Origin of the sequence: Paraburkholderia sp. J7 (assembly GCF_905220155.1) — a bacterium.
Lineage (GTDB): Bacteria > Pseudomonadota > Gammaproteobacteria > Burkholderiales > Burkholderiaceae > Paraburkholderia.
On the sequence record NZ_CAJMYZ010000052.1, the window covers coordinates 1 to 13,702 of the forward strand.

14 protein-coding genes are annotated in these 13,702 nt (G+C 65.5%); 11 read left to right on the forward strand and 3 right to left on the reverse strand.

The genetic code is table 11. From position 1 onward, the window contains the following. The first annotated feature begins 202 nt into the window (after positions 1-202). The 4 genes from U5A58_RS39865 (at position 203) to U5A58_RS39880 (ending at position 3,390) form a co-directional block, all read left to right on the forward strand. The gene (locus tag U5A58_RS39865; protein ID WP_321965387.1) at positions 203-1,183 is read left to right on the forward strand and encodes an ABC transporter substrate-binding protein; all 981 of its coding nucleotides are present in this window, start codon (positions 203-205) and stop codon (positions 1,181-1,183) included. A 19-nt stretch (positions 1,184-1,202) separates the two neighbouring features. Continuing rightward, the gene (locus tag U5A58_RS39870; protein WP_321965388.1) at positions 1,203-2,177 is read left to right on the forward strand and encodes an ABC transporter permease subunit; all 975 of its coding nucleotides are present in this window, start codon (positions 1,203-1,205) and stop codon (positions 2,175-2,177) included. Then, on the forward strand, positions 2,174-2,950 hold the full coding sequence (locus U5A58_RS39875) for an ATP-binding cassette domain-containing protein (RefSeq protein WP_321965389.1): 777 nt from the start codon (positions 2,174-2,176) through the stop codon (positions 2,948-2,950). The genes U5A58_RS39870 and U5A58_RS39875 overlap by 4 nt, the downstream gene beginning before the upstream one ends. 86 nt (positions 2,951-3,036) lie before the next feature. Beyond that, positions 3,037-3,390 (forward strand): DOPA 4,5-dioxygenase family protein, encoded by a 354-nt coding sequence (locus tag U5A58_RS39880; protein WP_321918000.1) that lies wholly within the window; start codon positions 3,037-3,039, stop codon positions 3,388-3,390. A gap of 67 nt (positions 3,391-3,457) precedes the next feature. Here the strand turns inward: U5A58_RS39880 and U5A58_RS39885 are convergent, their stop codons facing one another. After that, positions 3,458-4,816 (reverse strand): MFS transporter, encoded by a 1,359-nt coding sequence (locus U5A58_RS39885; protein ID WP_321965390.1) that lies wholly within the window; start codon positions 4,814-4,816, stop codon positions 3,458-3,460. Positions 4,817-5,032: 216 nt separating this feature from the next. Here U5A58_RS39885 and U5A58_RS39890 point away from each other — a divergent pair, with 216 nt between their 5' ends. Further along, positions 5,033-5,344: a hypothetical protein gene (locus tag U5A58_RS39890; RefSeq protein WP_321965391.1), complete on the forward strand. Its 312-nt coding sequence runs from the start codon at positions 5,033-5,035 to the stop codon at positions 5,342-5,344. A 15-nt stretch (positions 5,345-5,359) separates the two neighbouring features. Here U5A58_RS39890 and U5A58_RS39895 read toward each other — a convergent pair whose 3' ends face one another. Beyond that, positions 5,360-6,382 carry an aldose 1-epimerase gene (locus U5A58_RS39895; protein ID WP_321965392.1) on the reverse strand — a complete coding sequence of 341 codons (1,023 nt, stop codon included), beginning with the start codon at positions 6,380-6,382 and terminating at the stop codon, positions 5,360-5,362. Between the two features lie 198 nt (positions 6,383-6,580). On the opposite strand from U5A58_RS39895, the gene U5A58_RS39900 reads away from it, so the two are divergent. From U5A58_RS39900 to U5A58_RS39920, 5 genes are all read left to right on the forward strand, one after another. After that, the gene (locus U5A58_RS39900; protein WP_321965393.1) at positions 6,581-7,675 is read left to right on the forward strand and encodes a LacI family DNA-binding transcriptional regulator; all 1,095 of its coding nucleotides are present in this window, start codon (positions 6,581-6,583) and stop codon (positions 7,673-7,675) included. Between the two features lie 186 nt (positions 7,676-7,861). Continuing rightward, the gene (locus tag U5A58_RS39905; RefSeq protein ID WP_321965394.1) at positions 7,862-8,896 is read left to right on the forward strand and encodes an ABC transporter substrate-binding protein; all 1,035 of its coding nucleotides are present in this window, start codon (positions 7,862-7,864) and stop codon (positions 8,894-8,896) included. 14 nt (positions 8,897-8,910) lie between these two features. Then, entirely contained in the window at positions 8,911-10,512 is a 1,602-nt protein-coding gene (locus U5A58_RS39910; protein WP_321965395.1) for a sugar ABC transporter ATP-binding protein, read from the forward strand. A gap of 44 nt (positions 10,513-10,556) precedes the next feature. Next, a complete protein-coding gene (locus U5A58_RS39915; RefSeq protein ID WP_321965396.1) occupies positions 10,557-11,585 on the forward strand; it encodes an ABC transporter permease in 1,029 nt (342 codons plus the stop codon). 4 nt (positions 11,586-11,589) lie between these two features. Beyond that, positions 11,590-12,633: an ABC transporter permease gene (locus U5A58_RS39920; RefSeq protein WP_321965397.1), complete on the forward strand. Its 1,044-nt coding sequence runs from the start codon at positions 11,590-11,592 to the stop codon at positions 12,631-12,633. A gap of 64 nt (positions 12,634-12,697) precedes the next feature. Here U5A58_RS39920 and U5A58_RS39925 read toward each other — a convergent pair whose 3' ends face one another. After that, the gene (locus U5A58_RS39925; protein ID WP_321965398.1) at positions 12,698-13,135 is read right to left on the reverse strand and encodes a hypothetical protein; all 438 of its coding nucleotides are present in this window, start codon (positions 13,133-13,135) and stop codon (positions 12,698-12,700) included. A 140-nt stretch (positions 13,136-13,275) separates the two neighbouring features. Here U5A58_RS39925 and U5A58_RS39930 point away from each other — a divergent pair, with 140 nt between their 5' ends. After that, entirely contained in the window at positions 13,276-13,506 is a 231-nt protein-coding gene (locus U5A58_RS39930) for a hypothetical protein (RefSeq protein ID WP_321965399.1), read from the forward strand. Positions 13,507-13,702 lie beyond the last annotated feature (196 nt).

Genomic DNA, 13,702 nt, shown 5'->3' on the forward strand with positions numbered 1-13,702 from the left:
TCGGTTGTTCCTGCAATGAAAATAGTCAGTCGTCCCACCAATCGGGACGTCTGCATCTGTAGCGCATAAACAGCGAAGAAAGTGCAGGAAAACACCAGGCCCCGCGGCAGTGCGCGTCAGTATACTGAGCCACTGCTGCCGGGCGTGGTCGCCTCGGGAAGATTGGGCGCCGTGCGTCGGACTCACCTGGAGGAAGACAAACATGTTGCGCATCGCTCTTGGCTGTCTGATGGCTCTTTCCACGTTGGTCGCCGGCGCGCTGCCCGGCGTGGCGCACGCGGATGCGGCGCATCCCGTCGTCGCGCTGCTGCCCGGCGTCACCGATCCCTTCTACTTCACGATGCATCGCGGCGCGGAGCGCGCGGCGAAGGAAGACAACATCCAGTTGCTGTTCCAGGTGCCGAAGGCCTGGAACACCACGGAGCAGGTGCCGATCCTCAAGGCCTTCATCGCGAAGCATCCCGACGTGCTGCTCGTCTCACCCGTCGACAAGCAGCAGCTTATCGGCCCGCTCAAGGAAGCTGCCGACGCCGGCATCAAGGTCATCACCGTGGATACCTATATCGGCGATGGCCACTATCAAACCGGCAAGGGCGACGCCGATTTCCCGCTCTCCTATATCGCTTCGGACAACCTGGAAGGTGGCCGGGTAGCGGCGCGCTCGCTCGCCAAGGCGATTGGCGACAAGGGCACCGTCTATTGCGAGAACAACAAGCCGGGCATCTCCAGCACCGACGCGCGCGCGCAAGGTTTCATGGAGGAGATGAAGAAGCACCCCAACATCAAGGTGCTGGAGACACAATACAACGAGGACGACGCCAATCGCGCCACTTCACACGTGGCGGCAGTGCTCGCGCGCAATCCCGATCTCGCGGGCGTGTTTGGCGCCAATACGTTTTCGGGCGCGGGCGCAGCGCAAGGCGTGAAGAACGCAGGCAAGCAGGGCGTGGTGAAGGTCGTGGTGTTCGACGCCGTGCCGGGCATCGACGAGCAGATCAGGAGCGGCCTCGTCGATATCGCCATCGCGCAGCTTCCCGACGAAATGGGCTATACAGCCGTGAAGTTCGCCGGCGACGCCATCCACGGCAAGAAGATTCCCACCTACAAGGGCACGGGCTTCGTGGTGCTGGACAAGTCGAACATCGATAAGCCGGAGATGAAGCAGTACATCTATTCGAACTAAGGCACGCGAACAGAGCCACATGAACGACAAACGACTCGACAGGCTCGCGCTCGTCAGCAAAGTCTGGCCGTGGCTCTTTCTCGGCACGCTGCTCGTCTTCTTCGAGGCATGGGCGCGCATCTCCGCGCATCGCTCGTTCGTGTTCAACGCTTACAATCTGCAGTCGATCGGCCTCGCGGCGAGCGCACCGCTCTTGCTTGCCATCGGCCAGACCTTCGTGATCATCACTGCAGGCATCGATCTTTCGGTGGGCTTCGTGATGGGGCTCGCGGCGGTGTGCGTGGCGCAGTTCACGATTCCCGGCGGCGAGTCGCCGTGGATCTTGTTGATATCGATTCCGCTCACGGTGCTCGTGTGCCTGATTCCGGGCTTCGTGAACGGCGTCCTCATCGCACGCCTGGGCGTACCCGCGTTCATCGGCACGCTCGGCATGTATGGCGTCGCGCGCGGCGTGGGTTTTCTTGCCGCGGGCAGCGGCATGACCGTCTCCGTCAACAATCCCGGGCTCGCGTGGCTCGGCAGCGGCTGGACGCCCGTGATCCTCACGGCCGTACTGCTCGTCATCATGCACTTCGTGCTCTCGCAAACGCGCTTTGGACAGTACACCTATGCAATAGGCGGCAATCCGCAGTCGGCGGTGCGCGCGGGCATTAACGTGCGCCGCCATCTGTTCGCGATCTATCTGATCGCGGCGGCTTTCGCGGCGGTGGGCGGCATCGTCTACACGGCACGCTTCGCCGCCGGCGCAGCCAATGCGGGCGAACCCATGCTGCTCGATTCGATCGCGGCGGTCGTGATCGGCGGCGCGAGTCTCTTTGGCGGCACCGGCAACGTCATCGGCACGCTGATCGGCGCGCTCATCATCGCCGTGATCGAATTCGGGCTCGTGTTCATCGACGTCAACGCGTTCTGGCAATTCATCGTGGTCGGCATCGTCATCATTCTTTCGGTGCTGATCGACCAGTACAAGGATCGGCTCGGAGGCGCGCAATGAGCAGCGCGAGCGCCACGCCAATTCTGGAGGCGCGCGATGTGTCGATCCGCTTTGGCGGCGTGGAGGCGCTCAAGCGCGTTTCGCTGCGCCTCATGCCGGGCGAAGTGCTTGCGCTCGCGGGCGACAACGGCGCGGGCAAGTCCACGCTCATCAAGATTCTCTCTGGCGTTTATCGCGCCGATGCGGGCGATTTGCACTTCGATGGACGCCCGCTGCAATTGCGCGATCCGCAAGATGCGCGCTCGCAGGGTATCGAAACCATCTATCAGGATCTCGCGCTCGCCGACAATCTCGACGTAGGCAGCAACATCTTTCTCGGCCGCGAGCCCGTGCGACGGCGTCTCGGCCTGCAGGTGATCGACCGGCCGCACATGGCGGAGGTGGCGCGCGAAGTGCTCGAGCGGCTCGATATCGTGATTCCGCCGCGCAAGCTCACGGGCCCCGTGAAAATGCTCTCGGGCGGCCAGCGCCAGGCCATCGCGATAGGGCGTGCGATTTACTGGAACGCGCGCGTGCTGATCATGGACGAACCCACCGCGGCGCTCGGCGTTCCCGAGCAACGCAAGGTGATGGAATTGATCCGTGGACTCAAGGCGCAGGGCGTGGCCGTCATTCTTATCTCGCACAACCTGCACGATATTTTCTCCGTGGCCGAGCGCATCGTCGTGCTGCGGCGCGGCGAAGTGGCGGGCGAGCGGCGCGTGGCCGAAACCGATGGCGATGAGATCGTGCGGCTGATGGTGGGCGACACGTACTCAAACGGCGCGCACTGATACATTGCGTGGTGCGTTTGCCTGCGCCGCGCGCGCATTCGATGGACAATGTCGGATCGAACCATCACCGCAGTCCTGCTCCCGCCATGAACTACCTCGATCCCGCCGATATCACGAGCTGGCACGCGCACGTCTATTTCGACGCGGCGACGCGCGACGCTGCATGGACCTTGCGCGAGGCGATTGAAGCCCGCTTCGGCGAGATCGTGCAAATTGGCCGTTTTCACGAACGCCCGGTTGGGCCGCATCCAATGTGGTCGTATCAGCTCGCCATACCGCGAGAGCGCTTCATGACGGTCATCGAATGGCTCACGCTCAATCACGGCGCACTCGACGTGTTCGTGCATCCGAACACGACCGATGCCCTGCGTGACCATCGCGATGCCGCCGTGTGGATCGGCCATTCGCACACGCTCAATCTCGGCGCGCTCGGCGGCTGATTGTTGCGAGCATTGCGCCGCCCGCAAGCCCGGCGGCAAGGCGCAATGCCCGACCCTCACGCGGGCTTCAGTGCCCGAATGACTCCGTTTTTGCCGCCGCCGATCCGCTCGCCTGCGGCCGCGCGGCCTGTTTGATCAGCAGCGCCGCGCCGGCAATGAGACCGGCGACGGCAACCGTCGCGAAAATGCCCGCGAACGTGAAGTGCCGGCGCGTCAGCTCGGCCACGAGGAACGAACCCGCAATGCCGCCAAAGCGGCCGATGCCGAGCATCCAGGCCACGCCGGTGCCGCGCCCCTGGGTGGGGTAGAACGCGGCGGCGAGCGCGGGCATCGACGATTGCGCCGTATTCATCAGCACACCGGCCACGAACACGACGAGCACGAGCAGGGCCACGCTGCCCGCCGCCTGGCCGATGAGCCACACCGAAACCGCCGTCAGCACGTAGCACGCGGCGATGATCCGGTTCGCGTTGAAGCGGTCCATCAGCATGCCGCTCAGCACCGCGCCCACACCGCCGAGCGGGAAGAGCGCCGAGATCAGCGTGGCGCTCGAAGCCGTGAGGCCGGAGTCCTTGAGCAGGAGCGGCATCCAGTTGATCGACGCGTAGAAGATCACGAGCCCCATGAAATACGCGACCCACAGCATGACCGAGCCGACGAGGTACATCGGCGAAAGCACGACGCCAAGGCCCTTGCTTTCAGTTTGCGGGGCGTGCTCCGTCATCGTGAACACCTGCGCTTTGGCGGCGTCGGGCGAGATGCGGGCAAGCGCGGCGCGAATACGCTCGGCGGGCCGGTTATTCGCCACCATGTAGCGCACCGATTCCGGCATGCGCAAGAAGAGCGGCACGGCGAGCACGAGCGGCGTCACGCCGCCGAGCACGAGCACGCTGCGCCAGCCGAAGTGCGGAATCATCCACGCGGCGAGAAAGCCGCCGCAAGCCGCGCCGAGCGGAAAGCCGCAGAACATCAGATTGATCACGGTGGCGCGGTTGCGGTCGGGGCAGTACTCGCCCATCATCGTGACCGCATTCGGCATGGCCGCGCCGAGGCCGACACCTGTAATGAAGCGCAGCCACGTGAGTTCGCCGATGCTGGTGGAGAACGCCGAGCCGAGGCAGGTCACGCCGAACAGCAGCACCGAGCCGACCAGCATGGCGCGTCGCCCGAGCCGGTCGGAGAGCGGCCCGGACGCGAGCGCACCGCAAGCGAGGCCGAAGAGCGCCGCGCTCAGCACGGGTGCGAGCGCGGGCTTGGAGATGCCCCATTCGCCGAGCAGCGAAGGCGCGATGAAGCCGATCGCGGCCGTGTCGAAACCGTCGAGCAGGACGATGACGAAGCACATCGCGAAGATGAACCACTGGAACGGCGAAAACGGATGTTCGTTGAGGAAGGTTTGGACGTCGACGGCGCGCGGCTGGTCCATGGTTTTGTCTCCTGTCGACTGAGGTTGTCGTTGTATCGGCCCGCTATGGCGAGCCGCTTTTTCTGGTTTGCCTTACAACCTCGAATAGTAACCGCTGCGCGGTGTTTGCAGGAGAGCGTCATTGAGCGCGGCAGGCGTCTGTCTGCTAGCCTGAAAGCAGCACGGCGAGCATGCGCGTGCTGCAAGCGTGTCGCGTTGCGCGACAAGGAGTACCAGATGAAGCCCTTCTTCGCCCACGCGGCCATTCCGTCCCTCATGGCTTGCGCAATGCTCGCAGGCGCGCCCGGCTATGCCGTTGCCCAACTGGCGCCGAATGACAACTTGCGCTCGCCGCAAAACAGCCTCGCACTGATGCCCAATGCGCAGCCCGGCAGCGAGTACCCGACCCACGGCAATCGCCAGGCCGGCGAGATGCCGGTCGGCCCCACCGATCCGCGCGGGCAACTCGCGAACGGCCACCCGAACAACGCCGAGGCGGGCGGCTACGGCGCGCCGTTGGCGGGCGTGCGAAACGGTGCGGGCATGTGAGAGCTGTACTCCGCTTCAGGTGCGCTCGGGTTGCCAGGCAAGCTGGGCTTCGAGCGTTTCGCCGGGCGCGAGCACGGTGCCGCCCACGTCGATACGCTTCACCGTTCCTTCGTGGCGCAGATTGAGCCAGTCCGTCGTATTGCTGACGGGCTCCGCGCAGAAGTACGGCAGGCCGGGCGGGCAGAAGACCACGAAGAAGTCGAGCGGCGTGCTCGCGCGCAGCGCGAGACGCCGGCCTTCGTGCGGCCACTCGATGACCGCCTCGCGACGCCAGCCGGAGAAGTTGTTGTCGAGATCGAAGTCGTCGACGATCAGGCCGGCCTGCAGCGCGTCGACGGCCGGGTGGGCGCTGAGCGAAACCGGCAGGACTTCCGTGTCGATTTCCCACATGGCGCGCACGCGCGCGGCAACGCGTGTGCCAGGCGGGCGCGGATAGTACGGATGGTGGCCGAGGCCGAACGGCATGGGCCGCGCGGCCAGGTTGCGGGCCCACAGGCGCACCGTGAGGCCGCTGGCGTCGAGCGTCAGATGCTGGCGCGCTTCGTAGCGAAACGGCCAGCCGGTCCCGGCGTGGGAATCGGCTTTGCGCGAAACGTGGGATTCATGCGCTTCGTGCGGCTCATGCAGGAAGTGCAGTGTGAGCGTAGCGGCCGTTTGCGCCTCGACCGTCCAGGGCCGCCGCCAGGCGTGGCCATGTAGCGCGTGGCGCAGCGCGCCGGTGCCGCTCGGTAAGTCGATCATCTCGCCTTCGAAGCGGAATCGTCCGTCGCGGATGCGGTTGCAGTACGGCATCAGCGGAAAGCTCGCCATGCCGAGCGGGTCGCGTGCGTCGATGGCGGCGCGCGTGGCCGGGCGCAGCCAGTGTGACGCCGGGGCTCCGCCGGAAGTGTCGTAGAACGCGGCGATCGAGCCGCCCACGTGCGGCGCGACGAGTACGCGCGCATCGCCATGGGCAAGCGTGACGAGTTGACCGTCGTCGAGCGCGGCGGCGTCGAAAGCGAGTTCCGGGGGCGGCGAGGGGTTCGGTCGGGCAGTCAAATGAGCATTCTCCGGCGAATCGTTTTATTACTAATAAAGAATAATATAGGCGTTGAAATTGCCGATGATGAATCCAAAAAATGGTGACATACGCCAATTGATGGTCCAAATTATTAGTGCTACGCTTCGGGCCAACAGCGCGGCCCCGAGCGCGCGCCGCCGCGCCGCGCAGCCCTTCCGCAGTCCCCCTCACATCCGATGAAAAAATCGACGCAACGCCGCCCGACCATGACCGACATCGCGAAGGCCGCGGGCGTGTCGCAATCCACGGTCTCTCTCGTGCTCAACGGCGCGGTGGGCGCCAAGCTCTCGGAGGCGACGCGCCTGAAGGTGCACGAAGTGGCGCAGTCGCTGGGCTACCAGCTGCCGATCCGCGCGGTGCAGACGCCCGCCCCGGCGGGTGAGCGCAATCTCATCGTCTATCTCGCCGACGAAGTGTCGACGAGCCCGCACCCCGTGGTGAGCATCGACGGCGCGCGCGACGCCGCCTGGAACAACGGCTGTCTGCTCGCGGTGTTCTCGACGCACGGCAACGCCCAGATGGAGCAGCAGGTCCTGCAAACGCTCGCCATGCCGAACGTGCTCGGCGTGATCTACGCGACCGTGTACACGCGCAAGGTCACGGTGCCGCCCGCGCTGCTGAAGGTGCCGGCCGTGCTGCTCAACTGCTACGCGTCCGATCACGCGCTTTCTTCGGTCGTGCCGGCCGAAGTGGCGGGCGGCCATACGGCCACGGAATACCTGATCGAGGCTGGACATCGGCGTATTGGTTTCATCAACGGCGAAACCTGGCAGGACGCCGCGAAAGACCGCCTGAAGGGCTACCGCCAGGCGCTCGCGACCGCCGACCTGCTGTTCGACGAGCGCCTCGTGCGTGACGGCGACTGGAGCTCCGGCAAGGGGTTCGAGCTCACGCTCTCGCTCATGCGCGAGCCGAATCCGCCCACGGCGATCTTCTGCGCGAACGACTTGACGGCGATCGGCGCGATCGAAGCGCTCAAGCAACTCGGGCTGCGCGTGCCCGAGGACGTCTCGGTCATGGGCTACGACGACCAGGAAATCGCGCGCCACACCCATCCTCCGCTCACCACCGTCGTGCTGCCCAACTACGAGCTTGGGCGCTGGGCCGTCGAGACGCTGCTGCAGGAAGAGCAGAACCGCAGCGCCGGCGCGCCGGTGCGCCACCGCACCGTGAAGCTCGACGGGCCACTCATCGAACGGGCCTCGGTGTGCGCGCCCGACCCCGCCTCCCCCTCCCCCGTGAATACCCTCATTAATATCTCCGAAAATTGACTGGTAATATTAGTTGAAGCAGTGGCCGTAATTATTTGGTGCCGAGTTTGGTGCGGCGTCCAATGAAACAAGAAAGACAAAAAAACCGCGGTGGGGCCAGTGGCCTGCGCCGTTCGTGTCATTCAACGCCTTGCATGGGGCCGGAGTAAGCGCTGAAGCGCTAACTTCGGCCGACAGGAGACAGCCATGCGTCATCAACGAATCCAGTCCGCCCTCATTGCCGCCGGTCTTTGCCTGGCGAGCGCATTCGCCACAAGCGCTTATGCGCAGTCCGACAACGGCGCACAAAAGGTCCAGTCGAATTCCAGCGAGAGCTGCACGAATCCCAAGCCGGGCGGCAAGAAGCTTAGCGACATGGTGGTGGGGTTCTCGCAGTCGGAGAATGAGCAGAACCCGTTCCGCGCGACCGAAACCGCCTCGGTGCGCGCGGCGGCGAAGGAAGCCGGCGTGAAGCGCCTCCTCTATACGAACGCGAACGCCAATCAGGCCAAGCAGGTCGCCGACATCGAAAGCATGATCAATCAGGGCGCCGAGGCGCTGATCATTGCGCCCAATGACTCCACCGGCCTGCAGCCCGCGCTCGCCCAGGCGCGTGCGAAGGGCATTCCCGTCGTGACGATCGACCGGCAGACGGCGGGTACGGCGTGCGACGACTTCATCACGTTCCTTGGCTCCGACTTCTACAAGCAGGGCGAGCGCGCGGCGAAGGCGCTGGCCGACGCCACGGGCGGCAACGCGATCATCGCCGAGATCCAGGGCGGCTACGGCAACACGGTGGAAAGCCAGCGCACAGACGGCTTCGCGAACGGCCTCAAGCCCTATCCCGGCATGAAGATCGTCGCCGCGCAGACCGCGAACTGGTCGACGACCGAGGCGCAGAAGGTGATGGAGCAGATCCTGCTCGCGCACCCGGACGTCAACGCCGTCTACACCCACGCCGATACGATGACGGTCGGCGCGATCAAGGCGCTGCGCCAGGCCGGCAAGCTCAACGGCGTGAAGATCGTCTCGATCGACGGCACGAAGGAGATCGTCACGGATATCTCGAACGGCATCGTCGCCGCCGATGTCGAGACGAACCCGCGCTTCGGTCCGCTCGCCTTCAAGTCGCTGGAAGACTATCTCGCGGGCAAGCCGGTGCCGCAAAAGCAGATCATGGACGACGCGCTCTTCAACCGCACCAACGCGCAGCCGTCGCTCGCGCAGGGCAAGGTCTACTGAGCCGCGCCCGCACGATGACGACGAGCGTCCCCGCCAATCGCACCAATCGCGCCGATTCCGCTACGGCCACCCCGCGCGCCGTGCTCGAAACGCACGGCGTTTCGAAGACCTTCGGCGGGGTGCGCGCGCTGCGCGACGTCTCGCTGACGCTGCGCGCGGGCGAGGTGCACGGCCTCGTGGGCGAGAACGGCGCGGGTAAGTCCACGCTGATCAAGGTCCTCACCGGCTTTCATCAGCCCGACTCGGGCGCGCTCACGCTCGACGGCGCGGGCGTCGCGTTCGACAGTCCGCGTGCGGCGCAGGGCGCGGGCGTGTGCGCCGTGTATCAGGAGATCAACCTGATACCGGAGCGCAGCGTGGCGGACAACATCTTTCTGTGCCACGAACCAAAACGATTCGGCATCCTGATCGACAGGAGGCGCATGCTCGAGCGCGCCGCCGACATCGTGCAGCGCTACCGGCTTGCGGTTGACCCGGCCGCGCGTCTCGGTTCGCTCGGGCTTGGCGCGCAGCAGATGGTGGCGATTGCGCGCGGCGTTTCGCTAGGCGCGCGCGTGCTGGTCCTCGACGAGCCGACTTCGGCCCTGAGCGGTGCGGAAGTGGACGTCCTGTTCGAAGTCGTCGATCGTCTGCGCGCCGAAGGCATTGCGTTGTTGTTCGTGAGTCATCGGCTGTCCGAATGCTACCGGCTGTGCGATCGCTTCACGGTGATGCGCGACGGCGCCGTGGTTCGCACGGGAACGCCCGAAGAGCTGCCGCGTGCGGCATTGATCGCGGCCATGCTCGGTCGCGAGAGCGCGGGCGTGCATGCGTGGGCGGAGCGCTCGGGCAATGCCGATGCCGACGCCAACGCTGCGCCGGCGCTGGCCGTCGATCATTTGCAGTGGGGCAACCGCGTGCGCGACGTGTCGCTGCGGGTGGCCCGCAAGGAGATCGTCGGCCTGGCTGGCCTGCTCGGCTCGGGCCGCACGGAAACGTTCAAGACGATTTTCGGCGCGCAGAAGGCCGATGGCGGCGAAGTCGATATCGCGGGACGCGCGCTCACGCATACGAGCCCGGCGCGCTCGATCGGGCGCGGTCTCGCTTTCCTTTCTGAAGACCGCCGCGCGGAAGGCATCTTTCCCAGTCTCTCCGTGCGCGAGAACATCGTCGCGAGCCTGCTGCCGCGCATTTCGCGTTTCGGCCTCATCTCGCGGGCGAAGGAGGCGCAGGTGGTGCGCGAGTCGATCGAACGACTCGGCATCAAGACGGCCGGTCCTGGCGCGCTCATCACGACGCTCTCGGGTGGTAATCAGCAAAAGGCGCTGATCGCGCGCTGCCTCTCGACCCGCCCGACGGTGCTGCTGCTCGACGATCCCACGCGCGGCATCGATGTCGGGGCGAAGGAGGAGGTACATCGCGTCGTGCAGGACCTGGCGCGGGAGGGGCTTGCGGTGGTGGTCACGTCGTCCGAGATGGAGGAGTTGCTAGCGCTGACCGACCGCCTCGTCGTGCTCAACGAAGGCGCGACCGAGGGCGGCATGCCCACTGCCGGCGCGCACCCGGACGACGTGCTCGCCGTACTGGCCGGCGCTGGAACTCGCGATGACGTTGACCACGGCGACGGCACCGCGTGAGCAATCCCGCGCCAACCCCGCCACAATCCACGACCACAGTTCCGATGGCGACCAACCTTGAATCGAACGAGGCAAGCTTGAGCCCCGCGAATCCTTCGAATTCCTCGAACCGCTCCGTCTCGCCTGTGCCCGGCGCCGCGTCGCGCATGCACACCTGGCGTAACGTGCTGCGCGAGCACAGCGTGTACTTCGCGCTTGCCGCGCTCGTGGTCTTCAATCTGATCGTCACGCCTGGCTTCTCGAATCCCTTCGCGGCGCGCAGCCTGCTGTTCGAGGCAGCGCCGATCGTCTTGATCGCGCTTGGCCAGAATCTCGCGATCGCGACGCGTGGCATCGATCTTTCCGTGGGATCGGTGATGGCGCTCGCCAGCGCCTCGATCGCCGTGTTCCTGCCGTATGGCGTGGGCCCGGCGCTCGTGGGCGCGGTCGCGGTGGGCGCCGTAATCGGCTTGTGCAACGGCTTCCTCGTGGCGCTGCTCGCCATCGATCCGCTGATCTCGAGCCTTGCCTTGCTGGTCGCCGCACGCGGGCTCGCGCAGGCGCTCCTGGGCGGCTCACGCGTGAATCTGCCCGACACCCCGGCGTTCGATCTGCTCGGCGCGGGCGCGGTTGGCCCACTGCCCATTGTCATGCTGATCGCGCTCGGGCTCGCGGTCGTGGTGGCATTCGTGGTGCGGCGCACGACCTTCGGGCGCTACGCGATCCTCGTGGGCGCGAGTCGCGGTGCTGCGTTCCTCGCGGGCATTCCCGTGCGGCGTACGCTCTTTCTCGTCTATGCGGTGAGCGGCACGCTTGCCGGGCTCGCCGGCGTGTTCGCTTCGTCGCGGCTTGGCGCTGCCGATCCCAACTACGTTGGCGTGAACTTCGAACTCGATGCGATCGCCGCCTCGGTCATCGGGGGCACGCCGCTTTCGGGCGGCCGCATCTCGGTCGTCGGCGCGGTGTTCGGCGTGTTGCTGCTCCAGGTTCTCGACGCGAGCTTCATCATGAACAACATCAGTTTCACTTACGCGCAGATCCTCAAGGCGGTGTTCATCGTCGTCGCGCTCTACCTGCAACGCTCGGGAGGCTGAAGCGATGCAACAGCCCACACAATCGGCGGCGCAAACCGCCGCCGCTCCGGGCGCGAACCGGCGCGCACAACTGATCGCGCTCATGCAGTCGCGCGGGGCGATCGCGATGCTCGTGGTTGTCGCGCTCGTGGCCGGCATGGTATTTCCCGACTTCCTGCGCCCCGCGAATCTCGCCGACATCGCCGCGAACGGCGCGTTTCTCGGGCTCGTGGCCGTGGGGCAAAGCATCGTCATCATCCTGGGCGGATTCGATCTTTCCGTCGGGTCGATGGTCGGACTCGGCACGGTCCTGGCCGCCTATGCAGCGCCTTACGGGTGGGGCGCCGCGCTGCTCGCGCCGGTGGCTGCCGGATTCGTCGTGGGTCTGGTGAACGGCGTGTTGATCGCCCGCGCGCGCATGGCGCCGTTCATCGTCACGCTCGCCGCGTTGCTTGGGCTCAAGGGGCTCGCGCTCGTGCTCGCGAGCCAGGATCTGCTCATCGCCAATCCAGGTTTCTTCGCGCGCATCGCCAATGGCTCGATCTTGGGCGTCAACAATCTCATTTGGGTGCTGGTGATCGTTTATGCGCTCGGAGGCGCGCTCCTCAACCACACGCGCTTTGGCGCCGCGATCTTCGCGATCGGCGGCAACGAAGAGGCGGCGCGCATGCTGGGCGTACGCGTGGAGCGGGTGAAGATACTCGCCTACGGATTGTCCGGTGCACTGGCCGGCCTCTCGGGGGCGCTGCTGGCCTCGCATCTGGACTCGGGGCTGTCGGGAGCGGGCACTGGCTATGAATTGCAGTCGATCGCCGCGGCCGTAATCGGCGGCGTGTTGCTCACGGGCGGCGTGGGAACGATGGCCGGACCGCTGGCCGGCGTGCTGCTGCTCGGCGTCATCGACAATGTGATCAATCAGGTCGGCACGCTGAGCCCTTACTATCAGAACCTCGCTAGCGGCGCGTTCCTGCTTGCCGCGGTGATTGTGCAGACCGTGCTGACTGGGCGCCGACATGGCGCCGCGCGAACTGCAGGCGTGACGCGGCGGCGCGCGGCCGCGGGCTCTTAGTGGATGGCGTCCTGATCTGCCGGTTTCGCATGCGTTGTCGAACCCATTCGGCTTCGGGCTAGGTTTATTGATGGGAGACGCTCAGCTTCACACGCGTTGAGCCATCGGTCTGTGCGGTGATCTCGGTCCGGCTGCCGCGCTGTCCCAGATAGAAGTGCTGACGGCCTGGCGCGTTCACGTCGTGGGTTGCGTCGGGAAGGCATGAGGCGATGTCGGCCCCCACGCCTTCGAGTGCATTGGTCCCCGACCCAGCGTCTCGTGCGCTCCAGACGCACTGAAAACTCCCGCCGCTCGTTGCGCATTGAGCGTCGTCGCCATAGGGCTGCGCGACGGCGCGTCCGTCATCAGGACTCAATGCAGCGAAATGCTGCGGTGCTGCCGCGACGATACGCTTGAGCGCTGCGCAGGGGCTTGCACTGTCGTCCGCATGAGCGGCCAGGGGGACGCCTAGTATGACAATAGCCGAGCAAAGCGCGAGTATCCTGGTGATCGGTAGATTCATGGCGTTCCGCTGCGTGAGAGCAGCGCCTCATCGTGGCAAGTGAGGACAGTGTTGCAAGCGACGTGCCGGGAATAGCGCTTGCAGGATGACGCCGGAATACTCATCACGAGGAGAACGCCATGAGCAAACCGTTCGATCGCATGATGAAAGCGGGCGCATTGGTGGCGTGCCTGATGTTTGCGATTGCGAGCAGCGGCGAAACGCGCGACGAGCAGGAACACGCATGCCGTGGCGATGCATTCCACTTTTGCGCGAGCGCGATTCCTAACAAGCAGAAGATCGCAGCGTGTATGAAGCAGCACTACGATGAGCTTTCGCCGCCATGCAAGGCGATGTTCGACCCGCCGGCGAAGGCCGATCCGAAGTCATGAGCGCTAGCGGCGTTCAGTGAGAAGGGGCGCACGGCGCCTCTTTTCCCTTGAGTCGATGAAAAAGGGCTTGCGGGCTCGCGCTCCTGGCGCTAAGATTCGCCCCCTTCGCAGTTCGATGTCACTGACATCCGGGCAGCGAGGGCCGCCGCGGAAACCGGTGGACGCAGGAGTCGGCAGCTTTTTTAAGCGGTGAGCG

Excerpts from the sequence above, each read along its gene's own strand:
- U5A58_RS39865 (WP_321965387.1), top strand. The coding sequence starts at position 203 with ATGTTGCGCATCGCTCTTGGCTGTCTGATGGCTCTTTCCACGTTGGTC.
- U5A58_RS39915 (WP_321965396.1), top strand. The coding sequence starts at position 10,557 with ATGGCGACCAACCTTGAATCGAACGAGGCAAGCTTGAGCCCCGCGAAT.
- U5A58_RS39930 (WP_321965399.1), top strand. The coding sequence starts at position 13,276 with ATGATGAAAGCGGGCGCATTGGTGGCGTGCCTGATGTTTGCGATTGCG.
- U5A58_RS39870 (WP_321965388.1), top strand. The coding sequence starts at position 1,203 with ATGAACGACAAACGACTCGACAGGCTCGCGCTCGTCAGCAAAGTCTGG.
- U5A58_RS39910 (WP_321965395.1), top strand. The coding sequence starts at position 8,911 with ATGACGACGAGCGTCCCCGCCAATCGCACCAATCGCGCCGATTCCGCT.
- U5A58_RS39885 (WP_321965390.1), bottom strand. The coding sequence starts at position 4,816 with ATGGACCAGCCGCGCGCCGTCGACGTCCAAACCTTCCTCAACGAACAT.
- U5A58_RS39875 (WP_321965389.1), top strand. The coding sequence starts at position 2,174 with ATGAGCAGCGCGAGCGCCACGCCAATTCTGGAGGCGCGCGATGTGTCG.
- U5A58_RS39890 (WP_321965391.1), top strand. The coding sequence starts at position 5,033 with ATGAAGCCCTTCTTCGCCCACGCGGCCATTCCGTCCCTCATGGCTTGC.
- U5A58_RS39905 (WP_321965394.1), top strand. The coding sequence starts at position 7,862 with ATGCGTCATCAACGAATCCAGTCCGCCCTCATTGCCGCCGGTCTTTGC.
- U5A58_RS39920 (WP_321965397.1), top strand. The coding sequence starts at position 11,590 with ATGCAACAGCCCACACAATCGGCGGCGCAAACCGCCGCCGCTCCGGGC.
- U5A58_RS39925 (WP_321965398.1), bottom strand. The coding sequence starts at position 13,135 with ATGAATCTACCGATCACCAGGATACTCGCGCTTTGCTCGGCTATTGTC.
- U5A58_RS39900 (WP_321965393.1), top strand. The coding sequence starts at position 6,581 with ATGAAAAAATCGACGCAACGCCGCCCGACCATGACCGACATCGCGAAG.
- U5A58_RS39880 (WP_321918000.1), top strand. The coding sequence starts at position 3,037 with ATGAACTACCTCGATCCCGCCGATATCACGAGCTGGCACGCGCACGTC.